This window comes from Mesorhizobium sp. BE184 (assembly GCF_031457045.1).
Classification (GTDB): Bacteria; Pseudomonadota; Alphaproteobacteria; order Rhizobiales; family Rhizobiaceae; genus Mesorhizobium.
Window position 1 is genome coordinate 402,772 of the sequence record NZ_JAVDVU010000001.1, and the last position, 17,340, is coordinate 420,111.

The window sequence follows — 17,340 nt, forward strand, 5'->3', positions numbered from 1 at the left end:
CCCTCATCCGACCTCGCTTTGCTCGGCCACCTTCTCCCACAAGGGGAGAAGGCAGCTTGCACATGGCTTACTGCAAATCGCCTATGTTGGCGATTGGCGTCAGCGCGTCCCGGCGCGTTTCCTTCTCCCCTTGTGGGAGAAGGTGGCCGAGCGAAGCGAGGTCGGATGAGGGGTTGTAGACCGCAATCACCGGTCGCTCACCTGCCAGCGCGGATTGATCCATGGTTCCTGGTTGGACGGCGGCAGCGGCGTTCGTCCCAATATATGGTCGGCGGCCTTTTCCCCCGTCATGATCGATGGTGCGTTCAGATTGCCGTTGGTTACCCGCGGGAAGATCGAGGAGTCCGCCACGCGCAGACCTTCGACCCCGATCACCCGGCACTCGGGATCGACGACGCTGCGCGGATCGTCGGCGCCACCCATGCGGCAGGTGCCACACGGGTGGTAGGCGCTCTCGGCATGGTCGCGGATAAAGGCGTCCAGTTCCTCGTCGGACTGTAGCGCGCTGCCGGGCGAAATCTCCTTGCCGCGATAGTCGTCGAACGCGGCTTGCGCGAAAATCTCGCGGGTCAGCCTTATGCAATGGCGGAAGTCGGACCAGTCGTCGGGATGCGACATGTAGTTGAAGCGGATCGCCGGCTTTGCCCAAGGGTCTGACGACCGGAGCGATACCGAGCCGCGCGACTTCGAGCGCATCGGGCCGACATGCGCCTGGAAGCCGTGCGACTTCGCCGCCGCTCTGCCGTCATAGCGCACGGCGGCCGGAATGAAATGGTACTGGATATCTGGATAATCGATGCCCGGCGCCGAGCGCACGAAGGCCGCCGCCTCGAAATGGTTGGTGGTGCCGAGCCCCGTTTTGAAGAACAGCCATTGCGCACCGATCAGCGCCTTCGAGAGAGGATTGAGCACCGAATAGAGCGTGATGGGTTTTGTCGATTCCTGCTGGATGTAGAGCTCCATGTGATCCTGCAGGTTCTGCCCGACGCCCGGCCGATCCGCCACGACATCGATGCCGCTCTCGGCCAGATGCCGCGCCGGGCCGATGCCGGACAGCATCAAGAGCTTGGGCGAATTGATCGACGATGCGGCGACGACCACTTCACGTCGCGCCTTAACGACTTGAATCTGTTTGCGAGCTTCGATCTCGACCCCGACGGCGCGTTGATTCTCGATGACCACCCGCCGCGCGAAGGCTTTGACGAGACTCACATTTTGCCGCTTCAGCGCCGGCCGCAGATAGGCGTCCGCGGCGGACCAGCGCCGGCCATTCTTGATTGTCTGTTCCATCGGCCCGAAGCCTTCCTGCTTCGATCCATTATAGTCGTCGGTGGTCTCGAAGCCCGCTTGCCGGCCGGCTTCGAGGAAGGCGCTGTAGAGCGGGTTAAGCCTCGGGCCGCGCTGCACATGCAGCGGTCCGCCGATGCCGCGCCAGCCGTCCTCGCCGTCCTCGCTGTCTTCCATGCGCTTGAAGTAGGGCAGCACGTCGGCGAAGCTCCAGCCGGCCGCGCCTTCCTCGGCCCAGTGGTCGAAGTCACGGGCATGGCCGCGCACATAGACCATGCCGTTGATCGAGGAAGATCCGCCCAGCACCTTGCCGCGCGGCGTCGCCAGAATCCGGCCGCCGAGATGCGGCTCCGGTTCGCTGGAAAAGCCCCAGTCGTAGAGTGGCATGTTGAGCGGGATCGACAGCGCCGACGGCATCTGGATCAGCGGCCCGGCATCCGAGCCGCCATATTCGATGACGATCACCGAATGCCGGCCGTCCTCCGACAGCCGGTAGGCCAGCGCGGAACCGGCGGAACCGGAACCGACGATGACGAAGTCCGCCTCAAGCATGGCTGCCACACCGCGCACCGGGGCGAGGGTCGTGCGAAATCCGAACAGGGGTCATGTGCCCGACCGGTTCGCCAGCTTGGCGTCGACATAGTCCTCGACAAGCGCGGCGGCGCTCGCAGGGTTGGGCAGGCCGTCCCGCAATGCGCGGCGGATGTAGAGCCCGTCAATCAGGGCGGCGATCGCCTCCGCCATGCGCGTGGCTTCCGGCCGGCCCACCAGCGGCATAAGCCCGCTCATCAGATTGGAATGCAGGCGGCGCGCATAGACCCTCAGCAGCCGCCGCAGCATCAGCGAATTCTGCGCCTCGACATAGAAGGCGAGCCAGGCATGCACCGTCTCCTCGCGGAACTGGGCGGCGTTGAAGTTGACCGCGATCACCGCGCTGATGCGCCGGCGTGGCGTCGAAGCCTTGGCCAGAGCCTTGCCGAGATCGGTGCCGAGATCGGCGAGGAGTTGCCGCATCGTCGCCTGCAGCAGTTCTTCCTTGGGACCGAAATAGTGATGCGCCAACGCCGATGAGACGCCAGCCCGTCCGGCGATTTCCGAAACGGTGACGTTGAGCGAGCCGCGCTCTCCCACGGCGGAGATCGTGGCGTCGATGAGCGCGCGGCGGCGCAGGGGTTCCATTCCGATTTTTGGCATCGTTCTGCTCCTTTCACCGATTTTATTTTTTATTGACTCATCAATCAATAAAAAATGCGCATCCGTTGTGCGTCGTATTGCGCTCTGGCGCAGTCGGTTCAGCCTTGAACCATCTTGGCGATGGGAGCAGGCTGGATTACATCTCTTCAAGACAAATGCTGGAGGCACCGATGACCGCATGTATCGTTGGCTGGGCGCATTCGCGCTTCGGCAAGCTGGAGGGCGAAACGCTCGAAGGCCTGATCACCAAGGTGGCCTTGGAAGCGCTCGAACACGCCGGCATCGGGCCGGAAGACGTCGACGAGATCGTGCTCGGGCATTTCAACGCCGGGTTCTCGCCGCAGGATTTTACCGCCAGCCTTGTGCTTCAGGCTGACGACCGGCTGCGCTTCAAGCCGGCGACGCGGGTCGAGAACGCCTGCGCCACCGGTTCGGCGGCGGTGCGGCAGGGCATCCGCGCCATCGATTCCGGCGCCGGCCGCGTCGTGCTGGTTGTCGGCGCCGAGCAGATGACCACGACGCCCGGCCCGGAAATCGGCAAGAACCTGCTCAAGGCTTCTTACCTGCCGGAGGAGGGCGATACGCCTGCGGGCTTTGCCGGCGTGTTCGGCAAGATCGCGCAGGCTTATTTCCAGCGCTATGGCGACCAGTCGGACGCGCTGGCCATGATCGCCGCCAAGAATCACAGGAATGGTGTCGACAATCCCTATGCGCAGATGCGCAAGGATTTCGGCTACCAGTTCTGCCGCCACGAAAGCGAGAAGAACCCGTTCGTCGCCGGCCCGCTGAAGCGCACGGATTGCTCGCTGGTTTCGGACGGCGCGGCCGCGCTGGTGCTGACGGATGCCGAGACGGCGCAGACCATGCGCCGGGCGATCGGCTTCCGCGCCAACGAGCATGTGCAGGATTTCCTGCCCATGTCGAAGCGCGATATCCTCCAGTTCGAAGGCGCTTCGGAAGCCTGGGCGCGGGCGTACAAGAATGCCGGCGTCACCGTCGACGACCTCTCTTTCGTCGAGACGCATGACTGCTTCACCATCGCCGAGCTGATCGAATATGAGGCCATGGGGCTTGCCGCGCCGGGCGAAGGCGGCAAGCTGGCGCTGAACGGCTATACGGGCAAGGAAGGCCCGCTGCCGGTCAATCCGTCCGGTGGCCTGAAGTCCAAGGGCCATCCGATTGGCGCGACCGGCGTGTCCATGCATGTGCTGAGCTCGATGCAATTGACCGGCGAAGCCGGCGGCATCCAGGTGCCGGACGCCAAGCTGGCCGGCATCTTCAACATGGGCGGCGCCGCCGTCGCCAACTACGTGTCGATCCTGGAGCGGGTGAAGTAGTTGCATCTCGGGGTGGGTTGGGCTCAAAGTCCTTTTACCCCCGCCCCGTCTCGGTCGCTTGCTCCGCACGCGATCTTGCTTACCCTCCCCACAAGGGGGAGGGTAAGAACGCCGCTTGCATGTCGCCTTGCGCCGCAATAGTCGTCAGTCGATGATGGCCGTGCGGTGACAGCATGACGAATCCGGTTCTGGTTGAGGTTCTGCGCGGCGAGGTGGTCGAAAGCGCCCATCGCGGCGCCATCTCGGTAGTCGATGCCGATGGCAGGACCGTCTGGGAGATCGGCGATGCCGGCCAACCGGTCTTTCCGCGCTCGGCGGTCAAGGCCATCCAGGCGCTGCCGCTTGTCGAAAGCGGTGCCGCCGATGCTTATGGTTTCGGCGACCGCGAACTGGCGCTGGCCTGCGCTTCCCATTCAGGCGAACCGCAGCATGTCGATCTGGCGGCATCGATGCTGGCGAAAGCCGGGCTCGACAAGGAGGCGCTGGAATGCGGCGCGCACTGGCCTTCCAGCCACGATGCGACCATCGAACTGGCGCGTTCGGGCGGCTGGCCGAATGCCTTGCACAACAACTGCTCCGGCAAGCACGCCGGCTTTCTCTGCACCTGCGTTCATCTTGGCGTAGCGCCATCCGGCTACGTGAAGGCCGGGCATGAATCGCAGAAGCTGGTGCGAGACGCGATGCAATCCGTCACCGGCGCGGCGCAACGCACAGAGCTTTGCGGCACCGATGGTTGCTCGATCCCGACCTATGCCGTGCCGCTGCGCAGTTTCGCCCATGGTTTTGCCAAAATAGCAACCGGAGTTGGGCTGGACCCAAAGCGGGCCGCGGCGGCGAAGCGGCTTCTGTCCGCCTGCATGGCCGAGCCTTTCCTTGTGGCGGGTACGGGCAGGGCCGATGTTCCGCTGATGCAGGCGGCGCCGGGACGGATTTTCGTCAAGACCGGCGCCGAAGGCGTCTATTGCGCCGCGATTCCGGAGCTTGGGTTTGGCATCGCGCTGAAATGCGACGACGGCGCGGGACGCGCCGCCGAGGTAATGATCGCGGCTGTTTTGTCACGCCTGCTGCGCGCCGACGCGACACTTGCCGCCAGATTGGACGAACTCGCACGGCCGGGCATCGAAAGCCGTGTCGGCGCAAAGGTCGGCCTGCTGCAGCCGGGCGGAGCCCTGCTTAGCTGACGTGGTTTCTCTCCACCGTCAAATGCGCATAGCCCGCATTGCCGCTTGAAGCGAGGTCGCCTGTTACCGGTTCCGCCCAGCGCTGGCCGACGATCGCACCCTTCAAGGCGCCGTCGATGACATTGTCGGTAAGGATCGCAGATCCGGACCCTTCGACCACCGAAACGGCGATGCCGGTGCCAGCGTTTCGGATGATGTTGCTGCTGGCCACAACGTTGCGCAGGTATGGTCCCCAGCCGATCTGCAGACCATAGAGCGGCGCGTTCTCGATGACATTGCCGGTAGCGGTCGTATCCGCTTCGAAGCAGATGCCGGTGCCGAAGCCGGGCGAGTCCGGCGTATAGGGCCCGACCGCCGACAGGTTGCGCACGACATTGCCCGTGCAGGTGGCCATGCGGCCGCCTTCGTTGAAGTTGACGATCGAGATGCCGTTGGCGGCGCCATCGACGATGTTGGCGTTGATCACCGCGCCCTCGAAGGCGAACTCCGAATAAATCGCCGTTTCGCCGGAGCGCAGGCAGGTGTTGGAACCGATCTGGACGTTGCTGGCGCTGTTCGCCCGCACGGCGGAGAAGGCGCAGTCCGAGACCATGTTGTCGGTGACCATGACATTGGCGGCGCGGAAGACATTGATGCCGTTGCCGTTCTGTCCGGTGCCGCCGGCGGCCGCGCCGATCCGCTGCACCCGATTGCCGGAGACCATGGTGCCGTCCTCGCCCGCCTGCCAGCGGTGGACGAGGATGCCGCCATTGGCGCAGTCCGCCACGCTGTTGCCGGCGATCCGCATTCCGGCGCCCTGGATGGACCATATGCCGGCGTCGGCCGCGCCCGTGACGGTGGATCGTTCGATGCGGCCGGCGGCTCCTTCAAGCACGATGCCATTTCTCGCGCTGCCGGCGACGACGCAATCATCGATGGTGAGATGGCCGACGCGGCGCAGGTCGAGCAGCCCTTCGGCCTGGTCGCCGATCCACTGATTGGCGCCGTCGAAAACGAGGCCCGCGAGATCGACCACCTCGGCGCCTTCGCTCATCATCAGATGGCCGCCGCCGCCATAGACGATGCGCGTCGCGCCGGGAACGCCCGAAAGCCGCACCCGGTCGGGCAGGGTGAGGTTCGAGACGATATAGGTGCCGGGCGGCAGCATGACCGGCGCATTGCGGTCGCTTGCCTCGCGCAGCATCTTTGCAAAAGCTTTGCTCTGGTCGTCCGTCGCGCCGGACCGCACACCGAAATCGGTCGCGTTGATCGAGCCGCGCAGGGATGCCGTCTGGATGGTGGAGAGGTTGGTTGCGCCGGCTTTGCCAATCGCAAGGCCAAGCACCGCGAAGCCCGCGGTGCCGGTCAAGAAACGTCTTCTGTTCAACATTGGCACAGCTTTCCGGCTCTCAAGCTGTACGGCGCAATTAGCGTGCCAGATCGCGGATGTCGCTTTGCGGTTGTGAAGCCGGGCTTGCGGGCCTAGATTCGGGCGATGAGCAGAGCCTTCACCCGCGAAGAAGACAACGAATCCATCGCCGACATCGGCGAAAAGCCGGTGAGCGCGCACCGCAATCTGGTGACTGAACACGGACTGGCGCAGATCGAAGCCGAACTGGCGAGGTTGCGCGAGGAGCTTGGCAAGGCGGAGCGGCAAGAGGACCGCGAACGCCTCGCCATGGCGTCGCGCGATCTTCGCTACTGGACGGCGCGGCGCGAGAACGCGGAAGTCTCCGTTCCGGATGCCGATAGCGACGTGGCCCGCTTCGGCATGGGCGTCACCCTGGAAGATGAGGACGGCGGCAAGGTCCACTGGAAAATCGTCGGCGAGGACGAAGCCGATCCGGCCAAGGGCACCATCTCGCATGTGTCGCCGATGGCGCAGGCGCTGTTCGGTAAAAAGGCGGGCGACCTGGTGACGGTCAACGGCAGGGAATGGGAGATCGTCAAGCTGAGCGCGAAGGGGTGAAGGGCTTATGGGGCCAGCTTGACGGTATGGTCTCTGAAATAGGCGGTGGCGCCTTCCTCATCTATTTCGCCAGCTGCGATTCCCATCGTGAATTCATAAATCGTGCCGTTGTCGGCGGTTAGCGCGTACCCGTTTACGATCAGGAACGTACCGGCGGCGACGATGGCCGTTCGCTTGTTGCCATCGACGAAGGCGTGGTTTCGGGCAATTCCGAAAACGTAGCCGGCCGCTAAATCGTGAATGGCGGGCTCGCCATAATTAGCTTTGTTTTCAGCACGCGCCAAAGCGGACTCGAGCGAATTTTCATCCCTTAGGCCTTGCGCGCCGCCGTGCCTGCGCAACTGTTCAGCATGCATGGCCTCCACGGATCGCCGGCTCAGAAACTCCCAGTTCATTCCGCGAGCTTCTGGAGCGCGACCTTGTATTTGTCCATGACCTCGCGCGCGGCCTTCATCTGGCGTTCGAAGCTGTCGTCAACCGCTTCAAGCGTGACGCCCTTCGCCGTTTCAGTGATTGAAAGCTGATCTCCGGCTTTAATGTTCAGGCGCTCGAGTATCTCCTTCGGCAGGATCACACCTTCGGAATTGCCGATCTTGCGGATGACCGTGTTCATGGGATGCTCCTATGTTGTAACGAGAATTATAACACAAACGAACGAAGTTACAACAGAGATTATAACGCTTAGTCTTCGGCCAGCAGCCGCTCCATCAGCCGCTCCGCAGCTTCCGGAATAACCGTTCCCGGCGGGAAGATTTCCGCCGCGCCTGCCGCCAGAACGGCGTCGTAGTCCTGCGGCGGGATGACACCGCCGGCGACCACCAGAACGCCATCGCGGCCAATCTTCTTCAGCGCAGTCTTCAGTTCCGGGATCAGGGTGAGATGGCCTGCCGCCAGTGACGATGCGCCGACGATATCGACATTGTGCTCGTCGGCCAGTCTGGCGATTTCCTCCGGCGTCTGGAACATCGCGCCGACGGTGACGTCGAAACCAAGATCGGCGAACGCTGTGGCGATCACCTTCTGGCCGCGGTCGTGACCGTCCTGTCCCATTTTGGCAACCAGGATGCGCGGCTTGCCGCCAGTCTTCTTCTCGAAGGCCGCAAGCTTTTCTTCCAACCGGGTGACGGCCGCATTGTCGCCGAGTTCCTTGCGGTAGACGCCCGATATGGTCTGCACCGTGGCGACGTGCCGGCCGAAAACCTTTTCCAGCGCCAGCGAAATCTCGCCCACCGTCGCTTTCGCCCGCGCCGCGCGGATGGCGAATTCCAGCAGATTGTCCTGGCTTTCTGCCGCACGGGTCAGCGCGCTCAGTGCATTCTCGACATCGGCGACGTCCCGAGTGCCTTTCAATTGCTGCAGCTTGGAAAGCTGACGCGCCCGCACCTCGGCATTGTCGATCTTGAGGACATCGACCTCCATGTCCTGCTCCGGCCGATAGGCGTTGACGCCGATCACACTCTGCTCGCCGGAATCGATGCGGGCCTGGGTGCGCGCCGCCGCTTCCTCAATGCGCAGCTTGGGAATGCCCTTCTCGGTCGCCGCGGCCATGCCGCCCAGCGCCTCGACCTCTTCGATATGGCTCATGGCGCGGGCGGCGAGATCATGCGTCAGCCGCTCCACATAGGCCGAACCGCCCCACGGATCGATGATGCGGGTGGTGCCGGATTCCTTCTGCAGGATGAGCTGCGTGTTGCGGGCGATCCGCGCCGAATGGTCGGTCGGCAGCGCCAGAGCCTCGTCGAAGGAATTGGTGTGCAGTGACTGCGTGTGGCCCTGCGTCGCCGCCATCGCCTCGATCATGGTGCGAACGATGTTGTTATAAGGGTTCTGCGCCGTCAGCGACCAGCCCGACGTCTGGCAATGCGTGCGCAATGACAGCGAGCGCTGGTCCTTCGGCGAGAAGTTCTTGTCCATCAGTTGCGACCACAGGAGCCGGGCGGCGCGAAGCTTGGCGACCTCCATGAAGAAGTTCATGCCGATGGCCCAGAAGAAGGACAGGCGCGGCGCGAACTTGTCGATGTCCAGCCCGGCGGCGACCCCGGCGCGCGCATATTCGATGCCGTCGGCGATGGTGTAGGCGAGTTCCAGGTCCGCCGTCGCCCCGGCTTCCTGCATGTGATAGCCGGAGATCGAGATGGAGTTGAACTTCGGCATGTGCCGCGAGGTATAGGAGAAGATGTCCGACACGATCCGCATCGAAGGCTTCGGCGGATAGATGTAGGTGTTGCGGACCATGAACTCCTTGAGAATGTCATTCTGGATGGTGCCGGCGAGATCCTTCTGGGCGACGCCCTGTTCTTCGGCGGCCACAATGTAGAGCGCCAGGATCGGCAGCACGGCGCCGTTCATGGTCATCGACACCGTCATCTGGTCGAGAGGGATGCCGTCGAAGAGCTGGCGCATGTCGAGGATCGAGTCGATGGCCACGCCGGCCATGCCGACATCGCCGGCGACGCGCGGATGGTCGCTGTCATAGCCGCGATGGGTGGCCAGATCGAAGGCGATGGAAAGCCCCTTCTGCCCCGCCGCCAGGTTGCGCCGGTAAAAGACGTTGGATTCCTCGGCCGTCGAGAAGCCGGCATATTGGCGGATCGTCCACGGCTGCTGGACATACATGGTAGGGTAGGGGCCGCGCACGAAGGGTGGCAGGCCCGGATATGTGTCGAGCGCCGGCAGGCGCTTGAGATCGTCCTGCGTATAGAGGCGCTTTACCTTGATGCCTTCCGGCGTATGCCAGATGCCTTTCGGCCCGGCGGCCGCTTCGCGCGACGCCGTCCAGCCGATGCGGCCAAAATCGGGGATCATTCGGCCGCTCCGAGAGATTCGTCTATGCGTCCTGGGAGCAGGGCTTCGCAAAAGACCACTCCGTCCGCTGGCACTGCGCGATGGTCCGCCGGCAGCGTTTCCGCCTGCCGTTCGGTCGCGGCTGGATGAAGTGTCGTGCCGACAATCGTCCGATGGCCACTGTCGAAAGCAACGGCGCGCTGGGTGCGCGCGGCGTTGATGCGCTGCTGGATGCGGCCCGATTGCAGGCTTGCCAGTATGCCGCCTTCCGCTTCGATTTGCTGGAAGACCGACCATGCGGTCTCGCACAGGCCGTTGGTCAGCGCTTCGATGCCGCCCGAGCCCGAAGCGGGATCGCCGACATGATCGAGATGGCTTTCGTTCGCCATGATGAGCTGCGTGTTGCGGGCAATGCGCCGCGCGAAGGGCGCGGGCAGGCCATGCGCGATCGTATGCGGCAGGATCGATATGGTGTCCGCGCCACCCGTGGCCGCCGCGAAACAGGCGATTGTGCTGCGCAGGATGTTCGTTTCCGGATCTTGCCGCGTCATCATTCGGTAGGACGTCTCAGCATGGATGTGGGCGACCGAGGGGGGGATCGAGCACAGTTCCTGCGCACGCTTCCACAGTTGGCGCAGCGCCCTGATCTTGGCCATTGACACGAACTGATCCTGATCGACGCTCACTGCGAAGCCGATATGCGGCGCGGCATAGATCAGCGCCTGGCGCGCTTCCTCGAACAGCCGCAGGTGGGCGACCGCCGACGCCAGCATGATGCCAAGCTCCTGCGCCTCGGTTGCGCCGGCATTATGAAAGACGCGTCCATCTGCTTCGAGCAGGATGCCGGGAACCCCCATGGCGAAAAAATGCGCCAGCGACTGCGGCATCGAAGCCTGCAGCGCTTCGATGGACATGCGCAGCCGGCCGGTGCCGGCAAAGATCGCGGCGGGATCGATGCCGAAAGACAGGCTCAATTTCGCCGGATCGACGCGTCTGCGGGTCAACAGCTCGACCAGCCAGTCGGCCATGGCTCGGCTGGAGGGATGGACATCGACGCGCAGATGCACCTGATTGAGGGAAACGCCCTCCAGGATACGCTCCAGCGTCTCGGCGCCGGCAGGCAATCCGTAGCCGAAGGCATTGGGTGCGCCTTCGAAAACCAGCGCCAGGCCTGTCGCACCCTGAGACAGATCGTCTTCGACCTGCGCCTTCGCACGATCGAGGTCGGGATCGTCCACACGCTGGACGATAGCCCATGCAGCTTCCGGGTTGACGCGCAGGCTAGGCTCTCCTTCGGCAGCCCGTTCGTACAGCGGCTCGATGCGGACGCCGTCCTCGGTGTGCGAAACCAGTCTGTCCTCGAACGATGCGCCGTCCAGCGCCTTGTCGGCCAATTCCAGCCACCGCCGCCGTCCAGCTTTTTCCGTTTCAAGGGTTTCCATCGCCGCTCCGGCTCCCATCCTTCTTGATCTGTCATTGCCGCTAGCCGGGCCGGGACAGTCTAGGGTCCCTTGCTCTGCATCGCAATGCACACAAAGGGCAGCTTGGAACTTGTATCTTTGATTTTCAGGGCGGCTTCACTATACCTGCCATAGGGCTCTGGCGGTGCGGAGCCACAGGAAAGCGTTGCGGAGACCATAGAATGGCTGAAGACACGGGCATCTTCCTTGGCGCCAGCCGCAAGCCGGACGACAGCTACCAACGGCCCGAGGAACTGCTGCTGCGCTACGGAAATCGCCACGGTCTCGTCACCGGCGCGACAGGTACGGGCAAGACCGTGACGCTGCAGATCCTGGCTGAGGGGTTCTCGAATGCTGGCGTGCCGGTGTTCTGCGCCGACATCAAGGGTGATCTTTCAGGCATTGCGGTGATGGGAACCGCGCAGGATTTCCTCGCCAAGCGGGCCGAGCAGATCAAGCTCGATCCCTATGAGTTCCAAGAATTTCCTGTCATCTTCTGGGACCTGTTCGGCGAGCAGGGGCACCCGATCCGCGCGACCGTTTCCGAAATGGGGCCGCTGCTTCTGTCGCGGCTGATGAACCTGACGGAAGCGCAGGAAGGCGTCATGAACATCGCCTTCCGCATCGCCGACGAGGATGGCCTCCTTCTTCTCGACATGAAGGATCTTCAATCGCTGCTGGCGAATCTCGCCCAGCGCGCCGATGAAATCGCCGCCCGCTACGGCAATGTCAGCAAGCTCTCCATCGGCGCCATCCAGCGCTCGCTTCTCATCCTTGAACAGCAGGGCGGCAAGAACTTCTTCGGCGAGCCGGCGCTCAAGATCGCCGATCTGATGCGCACGACCCGCGACGGGCGTGGCGCGATCAGCGTTCTGGCCGCCGACAAGCTGATGATGAACCCGCGTCTCTACGCAACCTTCCTTCTGTGGCTGATGTCCGAATTGTTCGAGGAACTGCCCGAGGTCGGCGACCCGGACAAGCCGCGGCTGGTATTCTTCTTCGACGAGGCGCATCTCCTGTTCAACGAGGCACCCAAGGCGCTGGTCGACCGGGTCGAGCAGGTGGTGCGGCTCATCCGCTCCAAGGGCGTCGGCGTCTATTTCGTCACCCAGAACCCGCTCGATGTGCCGGAGACCGTGCTGGCCCAGCTCGGCAACCGCATCCAGCATGCCCTGCGCGCCTATACGCCGCGCGAGCAGAAGGCGGTGCGGGTGGCGGCGGAGACATTCCGGCCAAACCCGGATTTCGATTGCGCCACCGTCATCACCCAGCTCGGCACCGGCGAGGCGCTGGTCTCTACTCTGGAAAATAAAGGCATACCTTCGATGGTGCAGCGGACACTGATCCGTCCGCCGTCCTCGCGGCTGGGTCCGATCACACCTGACGAACGGCGCAAGATCATCCTCGAAAGCCCCGTCGCCGGACAATATGACGAGACGGTTGATCGCGAATCGGCTTTCGAGATGCTGCAGAAAAAGGCCACCGAGGCCCAGGATGCCGAACAGCAGGCGCAAGAGAGCGGGAAATCCCGCTGGACGCTGCCGGGGTTCGGCGGCGATGACGCGCCGGCCGGCACGACCCAGCGCCGGGCGCCGCGCGCCTCGAACCGCCAGACGGTGGCGGAAGCGGCGATCAAATCCGTCGTCCGCTCGGTGGGCTCATCGGTGGGCCGCGCCATCGTGCGCGGCATTTTGGGAAGTCTCTCGCGCGGGCGTTAACCCGCGCCACAGATGCTACCAGAGGCGGCCGAGCAGTTCGGCTTCCTCCGGAACGCCGGCGTCCATCGGGATCGCCCGGCGATAGGACGAGCCACCGGCAACGGCCTGGCCCAGATTGCTCGTTACGATCACGGGAGCCTTGCCGGGGACGCGGTCGTAGAGATCGATGATGTCCTGGTTCATCAGCCGCACGCAGCCTGAGGAGACCGACCGGCCGATGGAGTTCCATTCCGGCGAGCCGTGCAGGCGATAGAGCGTGTCTTCGTTGTTCTGGAACAGATAGAGCGCGCGGGCGCCGAGCGGGTTGGTCAGGCCGCCCGGCATGCCGCCATTGTCGACGCTGTATTTCTGCAGCTCGGGCTGGCGGGCGATCATCTCGGCCGGCGGCGTCCACTTCGGCCATTTCTGCTTCCACTGCACATTGGCGTTGCCGGCCCATTCGAAACCGGCGCGGCCAAGACCGACGCCGTAGCGGATCGCCTGCCCGCCGGGCTGGACCAGATAGAGGAAGTGGCCGGTCGTATCGACGATGATGGTCCCCGGCTTCTCGCCGGTCGGGTCGGCAACGACCTGGCGCAGGAACTGCGGATCGATCTTGTCGATGGGTATTGCCGGGATTTCAAAGCCTTCGTCGATCATCGGCCCGTACATGGTCGCGTAGTCGGGCAAGGCCGGCCCGGCGGGAGCGACGGGTTCCATTGGCGGGGGTTCTCGACCCACCGTGGAGCAGGCCGCCGCGGCGACCGATACCGCACCCAGCGCCGCCGTATTGAGGAAGCGGCGACGGGTGATCGTTTGAGACGACGAATTCTTCAACATTCTTCTTCTTTTCAATTTGTGTCCGGGCAGGCGCGTTCTTCAACGCCCGAGGCTATCGATGTGTGGCGATAGGCGACGCCAAATCTGGCGGTAAGGTGAACAAATCACGGCGACATGACGATGGCGGCGACACTGTTGCCATTCGGCAACGGCGTTTACCCGCCCGTCAGCAGTCCTTCAAGCGAGGGCAGGATAAGCTTCGGCGCCAGGTCGGTGTATTCGTCCGGCAGGCCGGCGCGGTTGATCCAGACTGTCCGGAAACCGGCTTTCGTGGCGCCGGCAATGTCCCAGCGGTTGGACGACTGGAACGAGATCGCGTCCGGGTAAAGCCGCCACGCCGTCGTCACCATGTCGTAGACCGCCGGGTCGGTCTTGAACCGGCGCACCGCATCCACCGAGTAGATATCGTCGAGGATTTCATCCAATGCGGCGGACTTGACCGCCGCCTCCAGCATTTCGCGCGAGCCGTTCGACAGGATCGCCAGCCGCGCGCCGGATTTCTTCAGCGCCCGCAGCACGGCGGGCACTTCCGGATAGCAGTCCAGCCGCCAATAGGCTTCCAGCAATGTCGCGCGTAACCCCGGGTCGGCGGACGGCACCTTCTTCAGGGCATAGTCGAGCGCCTGCTCGGTGAGCTTCCAGAAGTCGGTGTATGCGCCCATCAGGGTCCTGACCCAGGAATATTCGAGCTGCTTGGCCCGCCATATCTCGGAAAGCAGCTGTCCGTCAGGGCCGATCGCCTCGGCGTGCCGGCGCACGGCGGCATGAACGTCGAAAAGCGTCCCGTAGGCGTCGAACACATAGGCATGATGCATGGCGGTAGTTGTGAAACGCCGGGGCGCAAGGTGCAAGGACTTTGCAACGCATGGTCACCACACAGGCGCGGGATTGCCACCGACCCGGTCCATATCCGGCGGTTATTTCACTACAAGTTTTTAAAGAATGGCGTTGCGCACCGGAGTTGTTTCAATTCTGGCGAGACCTATGTTAGTGCCGTAGCGACGCTTGGTTTTTTGCACAAGGGAGTACGATCCATGGCTTTTGAATTGCCCGCATTGCCGTATGACTACGAGGCGCTTCAGCCTTACATGTCCAAGGAAACGCTGGAATATCACCACGACAAGCACCACAAGGCGTATGTCGATAACGGCAACAAGCTGGCGGCCGAAGCCGGCATGGATGGCCTGTCGGTCGAAGAGGTTGTGAAGCAGTCTTTCGGCAAGAACCCCGGCCTGTTTAACAATGCCGCCCAGCACTACAACCACATTCATTTCTGGAAGTGGATGAAGAAGGGTGGCGGCGGCAACAAACTGCCCGGCGCGCTGCAGAAGGCAGTCGACAGCGATCTTGGCGGCTATGACAAGTTCAAGGCCGATTTCGTCGCCGCCGGCACGACGCAGTTCGGCTCCGGTTGGGCCTGGTTGTCGGTCAAGGACGGCAAGCTGGCGATTTCCAAGACGCCGAACGGCGAGAACCCGCTCGTGCATGGGGCTTCGCCGATCCTCGGTGTCGATGTGTGGGAGCACTCCTATTACATCGATTACCGCAATGCCCGGCCGAAATATCTGGAAGCCTTCGTCGACAGCCTGATCAACTGGGATTACGTGCTGGAGATGTATGAGAAGGCGAAAGCCTGATCGAGCAAAAGCCCCGGCTGGTCCGGGGCTTTTTTTGGCCCGCTCGCGCGCGGTAACGAAAGCGTGAGCGAGGACGGGGGAATTGTTACGCGACGCCGAGCGTTGTTCTTCGATACGTTCCCATACGATATATCCCAACACGGAGCCTGGAATGAGAAAGCTAGTTATCGCCATCTCGATGCTCGCCCTAGCCGGAACAGCGGCGTTTGCAGACCCGATCGCGGACAGACAGGCCCTGATGAAGGAACGCGGCAAGATCGTCGCCGGCCTTTCCAAATTCGTGAAGGGCGAGGAAACCTACGACGCCGCCGCCGTCATGACGGCGCTCAAGGCGCTGGAAGCCAATGGCGAAAAGTTCGACGTCGAAGCCCTGTTCCCGGCCGGCAGCGATCAGGGCGACACCGAGGCCAGCCCGAAAATCTGGGAAGACAAGGCCGGCTTCAACGCCGCTGAAGACAAATATGTGCAGGCGGTGAAGGCCGCCGTGCAGGCAGCGCCCGCCGATGCCGACGCGCTCAAGGCCCAGTTCGGCCCGATCGGCGCCAGCTGCGGCGGCTGCCACCAGGCCTACCGCGTCAAGAAGAGCTGACGAGGCCAGCCCTTGCTGAAAAAGCTCGCCGGCGCTCTCATTGTCCTGATCGGCGTCGGCGCCGTGGCGGGCTGGTATCTGTCGGCGCCGGTTCGCCTGGACCCGCAGGCCGTTGCCCAGCTTGGGCCGGGCGACCCGGTCAAAGGCAAGCGGATCTTCTTCGCCGGCGGCTGCACATCCTGTCACGCAAAGCCGAAGGCCGAGGGCGATGCCCGATTCGAGCTTGCTGGCGGCGTGCAGTTGAAGACGCCGTTCGGCACGTTCGTTGCGCCCAACATCTCGCAGGACAAGGCGGACGGCATCGGTTCATGGTCCGCGGAAGACCTGGCCAACGCCATGATGAAGGGCGTGTCGCCGTCGGGAGAGCACTACTATCCGGCGTTCCCGTATGCCTCGTATGCCCGGATGAAGCCGGCCGATATCGCCGATCTATACGCCTTCCTGAAGACCCTGCCTGCCGTCGCCGGCAAGGCGCCCGATCATCAGCTGAGTTTTCCCTTCACTGTCCGCAGAGGTCTCGGCCTGTGGAAGCGGCTTTATCTGGACGATCAGCCGGTGGTCGCGTTCCCCGAAGGCGCGCCGGCTGAAATCCTCGCTGGCCGTTATCTTGTCGAAGGTCCCGGCCATTGCGGCGAATGCCACACGCCGCGCAGCTTCACCGGCGGAACCGACAAGAGCCAATGGCTGGCGGGCGCCAGTGCGGCCGAGGGCGAGGGAATCGTCCCCAACATCACGCAAGGGGAAGGCGGCATTGGCGATTGGTCGCAGAGCGATATCGCCAGCTTCCTCGAGACCGGCTTCACGCCCGATTTCGACTCCACCGGCGGCTCGATGGTCGAGGTGCAGAAGAACATGGCCGAGCTGACGCCGGAGGATCGTAACGCCATCGCCGCCTACCTGAAGGCGATACCGCCGCATCCGAACGGCTATCCGGCGCGCAAGCCCGCGCCGGCCAACTGACCTGAACGTTCACACGTGCCGGTCGCCGAGAAACTCGAAGCCGTCCTCGAAGAAGTGATTGTAGTCGCAGCTCAGTTCCTCGCCCGGCGCGATGTCGCGCAACGCATACATTTCCTCCGGGTTTGAGATGTCGCAGTTCGGGTCGTCGGCGTGGTTCATGTAGCGCGCGTCGTCGGCCTCGAAGACGATGAAGTTGCGGTCGCGGCGGTCGGGATAGCAGTAGCGGTCGAGATAATCTTTCACCGGCCCGGTCTCCCGCTCGTACTGCTCGACCGCAATGCGGCGGTCGTAGTCAGGGTGCAGTTTCCAGACCAGCGTTCCCTTGGCGATATGCGTCTTGGCGAAGACCCCGATGCCCTGGACGGGCGATCGGTCGAGATAGACATCCACCAGAAGCATTGTGGTCTCCGGTAACAGAACGATCGG

General features: G+C 63.4%; 17 protein-coding genes. 7 read left to right on the forward strand and 10 right to left on the reverse strand.

Annotation, left to right across the window (positions count from 1 at the left end; translation table 11 throughout):
* Positions 1-186: 186 nt before the first annotated feature.
* Both betA and betI read right to left on the reverse strand, forming a co-directional pair.
* Entirely contained in the window at positions 187-1,839 is a 1,653-nt protein-coding gene (gene betA, locus J2X35_RS01875) for a choline dehydrogenase (protein ID WP_310183696.1), read from the reverse strand.
* Between the two features lie 51 nt (positions 1,840-1,890).
* Complete coding sequence (gene betI / locus J2X35_RS01880) at positions 1,891-2,481, reverse strand: choline-responsive transcriptional repressor BetI (protein WP_056107949.1); 591 nt, start codon at positions 2,479-2,481, stop codon at positions 1,891-1,893.
* A gap of 170 nt (positions 2,482-2,651) precedes the next feature.
* On the opposite strand from betI, the gene J2X35_RS01885 reads away from it, so the two are divergent.
* Together J2X35_RS01885 and J2X35_RS01890 are read left to right on the forward strand one after the other, a co-directional pair.
* Entirely contained in the window at positions 2,652-3,818 is a 1,167-nt protein-coding gene (locus J2X35_RS01885; RefSeq protein ID WP_310180565.1) for an acetyl-CoA acetyltransferase, read from the forward strand.
* Between the two features lie 173 nt (positions 3,819-3,991).
* A complete protein-coding gene (locus tag J2X35_RS01890) occupies positions 3,992-4,999 on the forward strand; it encodes an asparaginase (protein ID WP_310180567.1) in 1,008 nt (335 codons plus the stop codon).
* Here J2X35_RS01890 and J2X35_RS01895 read toward each other — a convergent pair.
* On the reverse strand, positions 4,992-6,368 hold the full coding sequence (locus tag J2X35_RS01895) for a TIGR03808 family TAT-translocated repetitive protein (RefSeq protein WP_310180570.1): 1,377 nt from the start codon (positions 6,366-6,368) through the stop codon (positions 4,992-4,994). The genes J2X35_RS01890 and J2X35_RS01895 overlap by 8 nt on opposite strands.
* A 105-nt stretch (positions 6,369-6,473) precedes the next feature.
* Between J2X35_RS01895 and greA the strand changes: the two genes are divergently transcribed.
* Positions 6,474-6,947 (forward strand): transcription elongation factor GreA, encoded by a 474-nt coding sequence (greA, locus tag J2X35_RS01900; protein WP_056107958.1) that lies wholly within the window; start codon positions 6,474-6,476, stop codon positions 6,945-6,947.
* A gap of 5 nt (positions 6,948-6,952) precedes the next feature.
* Here greA and J2X35_RS01905 read toward each other — a convergent pair whose 3' ends face one another.
* The 4 genes from J2X35_RS01905 to J2X35_RS01920 form a co-directional block, all read right to left on the reverse strand.
* Positions 6,953-7,342: a type II toxin-antitoxin system death-on-curing family toxin gene (locus J2X35_RS01905; protein ID WP_310180572.1), complete on the reverse strand. Its 390-nt coding sequence runs from the start codon at positions 7,340-7,342 to the stop codon at positions 6,953-6,955.
* Positions 7,339-7,560 carry an AbrB/MazE/SpoVT family DNA-binding domain-containing protein gene (locus J2X35_RS01910; protein ID WP_056107964.1) on the reverse strand — a complete coding sequence of 74 codons (222 nt, stop codon included), beginning with the start codon at positions 7,558-7,560 and terminating at the stop codon, positions 7,339-7,341. Before J2X35_RS01910 ends, J2X35_RS01905 begins: the two co-directional genes overlap by 4 nt.
* 68 nt (positions 7,561-7,628) lie before the next feature.
* On the reverse strand, positions 7,629-9,752 hold the full coding sequence (scpA, locus tag J2X35_RS01915; RefSeq protein WP_310180575.1) for a methylmalonyl-CoA mutase: 2,124 nt from the start codon (positions 9,750-9,752) through the stop codon (positions 7,629-7,631).
* Complete coding sequence (locus tag J2X35_RS01920; protein ID WP_310180576.1) at positions 9,749-11,191, reverse strand: methylmalonyl-CoA mutase subunit beta; 1,443 nt, start codon at positions 11,189-11,191, stop codon at positions 9,749-9,751. Before J2X35_RS01920 ends, scpA begins: the two co-directional genes overlap by 4 nt.
* Positions 11,192-11,373: 182 nt before the next feature.
* On the opposite strand from J2X35_RS01920, the gene J2X35_RS01925 reads away from it, so the two are divergent.
* The gene (locus tag J2X35_RS01925; protein WP_310180579.1) at positions 11,374-12,909 is read left to right on the forward strand and encodes a DUF853 domain-containing protein; all 1,536 of its coding nucleotides are present in this window, start codon (positions 11,374-11,376) and stop codon (positions 12,907-12,909) included.
* A gap of 15 nt (positions 12,910-12,924) precedes the next feature.
* On the opposite strand, the gene J2X35_RS01930 is transcribed toward J2X35_RS01925, so the two are convergent.
* Complete coding sequence (locus tag J2X35_RS01930) at positions 12,925-13,728, reverse strand: L,D-transpeptidase (protein ID WP_310180582.1); 804 nt, start codon at positions 13,726-13,728, stop codon at positions 12,925-12,927.
* 155 nt (positions 13,729-13,883) lie between these two features.
* Positions 13,884-14,543, reverse strand: a complete 660-nt coding sequence (locus J2X35_RS01935) for a haloacid dehalogenase type II (protein ID WP_310180584.1) — start codon at positions 14,541-14,543, stop codon at positions 13,884-13,886.
* Between the two features lie 219 nt (positions 14,544-14,762).
* Between J2X35_RS01935 and J2X35_RS01940 the strand changes: the two genes are divergently transcribed.
* The 3 genes from J2X35_RS01940 (at position 14,763) to J2X35_RS01950 (ending at position 16,914) form a co-directional block, all read left to right on the forward strand.
* Complete coding sequence (locus tag J2X35_RS01940) at positions 14,763-15,365, forward strand: superoxide dismutase (RefSeq protein WP_056107979.1); 603 nt, start codon at positions 14,763-14,765, stop codon at positions 15,363-15,365.
* Positions 15,366-15,516: 151 nt separating this feature from the next.
* Complete coding sequence (locus J2X35_RS01945; protein WP_056107982.1) at positions 15,517-15,954, forward strand: cytochrome c; 438 nt, start codon at positions 15,517-15,519, stop codon at positions 15,952-15,954.
* 12 nt (positions 15,955-15,966) lie between these two features.
* Positions 15,967-16,914, forward strand: coding sequence for a cytochrome c (locus J2X35_RS01950; protein WP_056107984.1), 948 nt, complete (start codon positions 15,967-15,969; stop codon positions 16,912-16,914).
* Between the two features lie 9 nt (positions 16,915-16,923).
* On the opposite strand, the gene J2X35_RS01955 is transcribed toward J2X35_RS01950, so the two are convergent.
* Positions 16,924-17,313: an SET domain-containing protein gene (locus tag J2X35_RS01955; protein ID WP_056107987.1), complete on the reverse strand. Its 390-nt coding sequence runs from the start codon at positions 17,311-17,313 to the stop codon at positions 16,924-16,926.
* Between the last annotated feature and the right edge of the window lie 27 nt (positions 17,314-17,340).

Bases quoted from the DNA above. Each gene is read 5' to 3' on its own strand.
- betA (WP_310183696.1), bottom strand. From the start codon at position 1,839: ATGCTTGAGGCGGACTTCGTCATCGTCGGTTCCGGTTCCGCCGGTTCC.
- betI (WP_056107949.1), bottom strand. From the start codon at position 2,481: ATGCCAAAAATCGGAATGGAACCCCTGCGCCGCCGCGCGCTCATCGAC.
- J2X35_RS01885 (WP_310180565.1), top strand. From the start codon at position 2,652: ATGACCGCATGTATCGTTGGCTGGGCGCATTCGCGCTTCGGCAAGCTG.
- J2X35_RS01890 (WP_310180567.1), top strand. From the start codon at position 3,992: ATGACGAATCCGGTTCTGGTTGAGGTTCTGCGCGGCGAGGTGGTCGAA.
- J2X35_RS01895 (WP_310180570.1), bottom strand. From the start codon at position 6,368: ATGTTGAACAGAAGACGTTTCTTGACCGGCACCGCGGGCTTCGCGGTG.
- greA (WP_056107958.1), top strand. From the start codon at position 6,474: ATGAGCAGAGCCTTCACCCGCGAAGAAGACAACGAATCCATCGCCGAC.
- J2X35_RS01905 (WP_310180572.1), bottom strand. From the start codon at position 7,342: ATGAACTGGGAGTTTCTGAGCCGGCGATCCGTGGAGGCCATGCATGCT.
- J2X35_RS01910 (WP_056107964.1), bottom strand. From the start codon at position 7,560: ATGAACACGGTCATCCGCAAGATCGGCAATTCCGAAGGTGTGATCCTG.
- scpA (WP_310180575.1), bottom strand. From the start codon at position 9,752: ATGATCCCCGATTTTGGCCGCATCGGCTGGACGGCGTCGCGCGAAGCG.
- J2X35_RS01920 (WP_310180576.1), bottom strand. From the start codon at position 11,191: ATGGGAGCCGGAGCGGCGATGGAAACCCTTGAAACGGAAAAAGCTGGA.
- J2X35_RS01925 (WP_310180579.1), top strand. From the start codon at position 11,374: ATGGCTGAAGACACGGGCATCTTCCTTGGCGCCAGCCGCAAGCCGGAC.
- J2X35_RS01930 (WP_310180582.1), bottom strand. From the start codon at position 13,728: ATGTTGAAGAATTCGTCGTCTCAAACGATCACCCGTCGCCGCTTCCTC.
- J2X35_RS01935 (WP_310180584.1), bottom strand. From the start codon at position 14,543: ATGCATCATGCCTATGTGTTCGACGCCTACGGGACGCTTTTCGACGTT.
- J2X35_RS01940 (WP_056107979.1), top strand. From the start codon at position 14,763: ATGGCTTTTGAATTGCCCGCATTGCCGTATGACTACGAGGCGCTTCAG.
- J2X35_RS01945 (WP_056107982.1), top strand. From the start codon at position 15,517: ATGAGAAAGCTAGTTATCGCCATCTCGATGCTCGCCCTAGCCGGAACA.
- J2X35_RS01955 (WP_056107987.1), bottom strand. From the start codon at position 17,313: ATGCTTCTGGTGGATGTCTATCTCGACCGATCGCCCGTCCAGGGCATC.